The sequence below is a fragment of the Micropruina sp. genome (genome assembly GCF_027492755.1).
Classification (GTDB): Bacteria; Actinomycetota; Actinomycetes; order Propionibacteriales; family Propionibacteriaceae; genus Micropruina.
Window position 1 is genome coordinate 1 of record NZ_JAPUED010000009.1, and the last position, 4,205, is coordinate 4,205.

General features: G+C 69.2%; 6 protein-coding genes. 4 read left to right on the top strand and 2 right to left on the bottom strand.

The window, feature by feature from the left end:
* The coding region (locus Q0066_RS00435) for an HYR domain-containing protein (RefSeq protein WP_298128945.1) at window positions 1–1,205 on the top strand (1,205 nt) is incomplete at its 5' end.
* 62 nt (window positions 1,206–1,267) lie between these two features.
* On the opposite strand, the gene Q0066_RS00440 is transcribed toward Q0066_RS00435, so the two are convergent.
* Complete coding sequence (locus tag Q0066_RS00440) at window positions 1,268–1,447, bottom strand: hypothetical protein (RefSeq protein WP_298128948.1); 180 nt, start codon at window positions 1,445–1,447, stop codon at window positions 1,268–1,270.
* 124 nt (window positions 1,448–1,571) lie between these two features.
* On the opposite strand from Q0066_RS00440, the gene Q0066_RS00445 reads away from it, so the two are divergent.
* The 3 genes from Q0066_RS00445 to Q0066_RS00455 are packed head-to-tail and all read left to right on the top strand — an operon-like array spanning window position 1,572 to window position 3,322.
* Entirely contained in the window at window positions 1,572–2,549 is a 978-nt protein-coding gene (locus Q0066_RS00445) for a hypothetical protein (RefSeq protein ID WP_298128951.1), read from the top strand.
* A gap of 42 nt (window positions 2,550–2,591) precedes the next feature.
* Window positions 2,592–3,005 carry a VOC family protein gene (locus Q0066_RS00450; RefSeq protein WP_298128953.1) on the top strand — a complete coding sequence of 138 codons (414 nt, stop codon included), beginning with the start codon at window positions 2,592–2,594 and terminating at the stop codon, window positions 3,003–3,005.
* Entirely contained in the window at window positions 3,002–3,322 is a 321-nt protein-coding gene (locus tag Q0066_RS00455; protein ID WP_298128956.1) for a helix-turn-helix domain-containing protein, read from the top strand. Before Q0066_RS00450 ends, Q0066_RS00455 begins: the two co-directional genes overlap by 4 nt.
* 17 nt (window positions 3,323–3,339) lie before the next feature.
* Here the strand turns inward: Q0066_RS00455 and Q0066_RS00460 are convergent.
* Window positions 3,340–4,205, bottom strand: an 866-nt coding sequence (locus Q0066_RS00460) for a HipA domain-containing protein (protein WP_298128959.1), incomplete at its 5' end; no start/stop codon positions are given.

Below are 4,205 nucleotides of genomic sequence, written 5' to 3' on the forward strand. Positions count from 1 at the left end.
TCGAGGTGACGGGCATGTCGGCCGACGGCGACGTCATCGCCACCATCCCGGCCGGCGCCGCGGCCGATGCGGCGATGAACGCGAGCACCGCCTCGACAACCACCGACAACACCGTCACCTACGAACTCCCCGACGTCGACGAGACCCCGCCGACGGTGACGATCAACCAAGCCGGCACCCAGATCGACCCGACCAGCACCTCCCCCATCGTCTTCACCGTCGTCTTCTCCGAACCCGTCACCGGTTTCACCGACCCGGCCACCGACCTCGACCTCACCGCATCGACAGCGGGCGGCCCGCTCGCCGCCACGATCACCCCGGTCAGCGCAACGGAGTACACCGTCGAGGTGACGGGCATGTCGGCCGACGGCGACGTCATCGCCACCATCCCCGCAGGAGCCGCGGCCGACGGCGCAATGAACGCGAGCACCGCCTCGACAAGCACCGACAACACCGTCACCTACGAACTCCCCGACGTCGATGAAACCCCGCCAACGGTGACGATCAACCAGGCCGGCACGCAGGTCGACCCGACCAGCACCTCCCCGATCGTCTTCACCGTCGTCTTCTCCGAACCCGTCACCGGATTCACTGACCCGACCACCGACCTCGACCTGTCGGCGTCCACCGCCGGTGGGCCACTCGCCGCTACCATCGTCCCGGTCAGCACCACCGAGTACACCGTCGAGGTCACCGGCATGTCAGCCGACGGCGATGTCATCGCCACCATCCCCGCTGGGGCTGCGGCCGACGCCGCCACGAACCCGAGCACCGCCTCGACAAGCACCGACAACACCGTCACCTACGAGCTTCCGGCAGCGCCGCTGACGATCCAGGTTCCGGCCGACATCGTCGTGTACGCCGATCCCGGTGACTCCGGGATCGCGGTGGACTACCCGGCGCCGACGACCACGGGCGGCACGGCGCCGGTGTCAGTGGCGTGCGATCTGGCCTCCGGGGACGTGTATCCGCTCGGGGTGACCACGGTGAGCTGCACCGCGACGGACGCCGCGCAGCAGACCGCGACCGACAACTTCACCATCACGGTGCTCGAGAGCGATGAGCCCGACGACGGAGATGACGGCGACGGCGACGACGACCTGCCGAACACCGGCGCCGATCCCTCGGCGCCGCTGGCAGCCGCGGCGCTCCTGCTGCTGCTCGGCGGAAGCCTGCGACTCCTCGTCCGGCGCCTTCAGGCCTGACGTCGTGCGCTGACTCGAAGATTTCCGACCGTGTTCGGGGGCCAATCTTCGAGTCAAGCCGGTCAGATGTCGCAGGAGCAGATGCGGTTGTACTCCACCACCTGCTCGCCCTCGATGGCCCAGGCTTCGGCCTCGGCGAGGGTGGCGAAGGCGCGCGGCGCGAGCCGTCCATTGGCCATCAGGACGCCGATCTCGATCTCCTCGCGCGGATCCGTCCAGTCGGTCTGTGCCGTGGTCGTCATCGGTGACCTCCGTCCCTTTCCGGCTCAAACACCGTAGCGGACGGGATTATTCGATCCCGCTCAGCAACCACGCGAGCCTGCGCAGTACGCTCAGCCCAGAGAGCTCAAGCCGGTGGGAGTCGCGATGAGTCGAGCATCCGGAGCGCGGTGGCGCAGCGCGGTGGCGGGCGTCCTGATCATCGTCGGGACGCTGGCCATCCCGCTCGCCGCAACCGCCTCCTGGGTGAAGGCTGCGGCGTTCGACACCGACCATTTCGTCGCCACTACCGCGGAACTGCGCAACGATCCCGCTGTGCAGGAGGCGATCGTCCACGGCGCCACCCAGGCGATCATGACCGGGCTGGAGATCGAAGCCCGCACCCGTGGCGGCCTGGCCGGCCTGGCTGAGCTGGCCGGCCTGCCGCCGCGCACCAGCGAACTGCTGCCCGCGCTCAGTGGCCCGATCGCCCTGGCCATCGAGGAATTCGTCGAGCAGCAGGTGGGCCGGGTGGTCGAATCCGACCAGTTCGGCGGCCTCTGGGACGCCTCGGCGCGCGCCCTCCATGGCCAGGTGCTCGCGCTGTTGCAGGCCGACGAAGGCTCCCTGCTCGGCGTCGAGGACGGCGCCATCTCACTGCGCATCGGCGTGGTGGTGGACGCCTCCCGCGACCTGCTGCTCGCCGAGGGCTTCACCCTGGCCCGGTTCATCCCTGACAGCCAGGCCACACTGCGTCTGCTGGAGGTCAACCCCGCCACTGTCGACACCGCCCGAGCCGCCTATCGGGCACTTGCCACCAGCACCGTCGCCTTCCCCATCGCGGCGGCGGTGGCGCTGATCGGCGCGGTCCTGATCGCCAACGACCGGATGCGGGCGGTGCGGCGGGCCGGCTTCGCAGTGGCTCTGGCCGGGGTGGTCATGCTGCTCGCCCTCCAGTTCGGGACGGGCGCACTGGCCTCCGCCCTCACCGGCTCGCTGGGCGAGCCGGGAGCCGACCGCGTGGCCGGCTACCTGCTGGCCAACCTGCGAAACTCCGCCACGATCATCCTGGTCAGCGGCGTCGCCGTCGCCGCCATAGGCCTGGTGCTCGGCCGCCGCCCGTCCGCTCCCGAGCAGTTGGGCTGAGCGACTCTTGACAGGTCACTTGCTTTTTGCAAGTGTGAAGTCATGCACATCTTCATCAACCTTCCCGTCGCCGACGTCGAGCGCGCCAAGGCGTTCTTCGTGGCGATCGGCTGGAGCATCAACGAGAACTTCACCGACGAGAACGCGGCCTGCGTCGTGATCGAGGACGACAAGTACCTGATGGTGCTGCGCCGGGACTTCTACCAGACCTTCCTCGACGACAAGCAGGTCGGCGATCCGGCGACGACCTCGCTGGCGCTGATCTCCTTCGACCTGCCCAGCAAGGGCGACGTCGACGCCTTCGTCGACCGGGTCGCCGCGGCCGGCGGCGTCGTCGGACGGACGCAGGACCTCGGCTTCATGTACCAGCGGCAGTTCGACGACCCCGACGGCAACCACTTCGAGCCCTTCTGGATGGATCCGGTCGCGGCCCAGCAGGGCCCGCCCGCCGAGTGACCTCTGGCGAGCCCGCGGCGGTCGACGGCCTGACCGCCGCGCTAGGGCTCGTCGGACAGCGATGGGCGCTGCTGATCGTCCGCGAACTGCTGGACGGGCCCAAGCGGTTCGGCGATCTGCAGCGCGACCTGCCCCGCATCCCGTCGAACATCCTGACCACCCGCTTGAAGGAGCTGCGCGAGTCGGGCCTCGCCGTCCGGATCCCGCTCGCGCACAACGCGCTGGCCTACCGGCTCACCGAGCGCGGCGAGGCGCTGCGCGACGCGATCGAGGCCCTGGACGCCTGGGGCGCCGAGCCACCCGGGACGACCGAGTGAGTCGTGTTCAGGGGTCGCTAACCAGCGGCCTGACGCCCAACCATGCCCGGAAGCCGACGGACGTGTTCGGCGGCGGCATCGGTCGCGGAGGCGGGGAGGCCAGTCTCGCGAAGCACGTCGGGCAGTCGCTCACCAACATGGCGGAACACCGGGCGGACCTCGTCCAGAAGCCTGCCGGGATCGACCTGGGCTCGTTGCGCGAGGGTGACCCAACTGGCCTCCGTGGTCTCTTCGCGAAGGAATGATCCGCCGATGTCCATAGCGTGGCGCTGATCCACCTTCGGCCAAAGGAAGACGGGCAGCGAGTCATACAGGGGGGCCAAGCGGACGACGCCCTCAGTGAACAGCAGCACGGAGTAGTTCTTGCCGTGCGCGTCCGAGTTCCCCACCGCCGTGTTGAAGGCGAGTTGCCGGACGAACGGCCACACCTGACCGTGAGGCTCCAAGAGCTTCATCACGTCTTGGGCAGAGACCGAGTACTTCTCGTACGGCGGCTGGCCGAGCGCCTGGGTCAGGTCCTCGGCGTGCAGGCGGATCGCATCGGCTCGGTCCCAGCGCTCCACGGCGAAAGCCCGCTGCCCGCGAAACTCGACGACCTCCGACCGCGACGCGGGAATGCCCGCCTCCAGAGCCAGGTCGAGGCACGCCTTCTCAGCGAGGTCCGCGTCCGCGAACCTGGCCGCCGCGGGCTTGAAGATGTGAGTGGACGGGTGCTCGTAGGTCGCCCAGAACCAGCGGTCACCGATGCGCGCCAGGGAGAACTTCGCCTGCTGACCGGCCAGCGACCATCGCTGGATCACACCGGCTGGCGGGGGTGCCTGAGGGTCACGGCGCAGGGTCGCGATCCGGTAGGCGATGTCGTCCTCGCTGGCTTCGAGCAGCG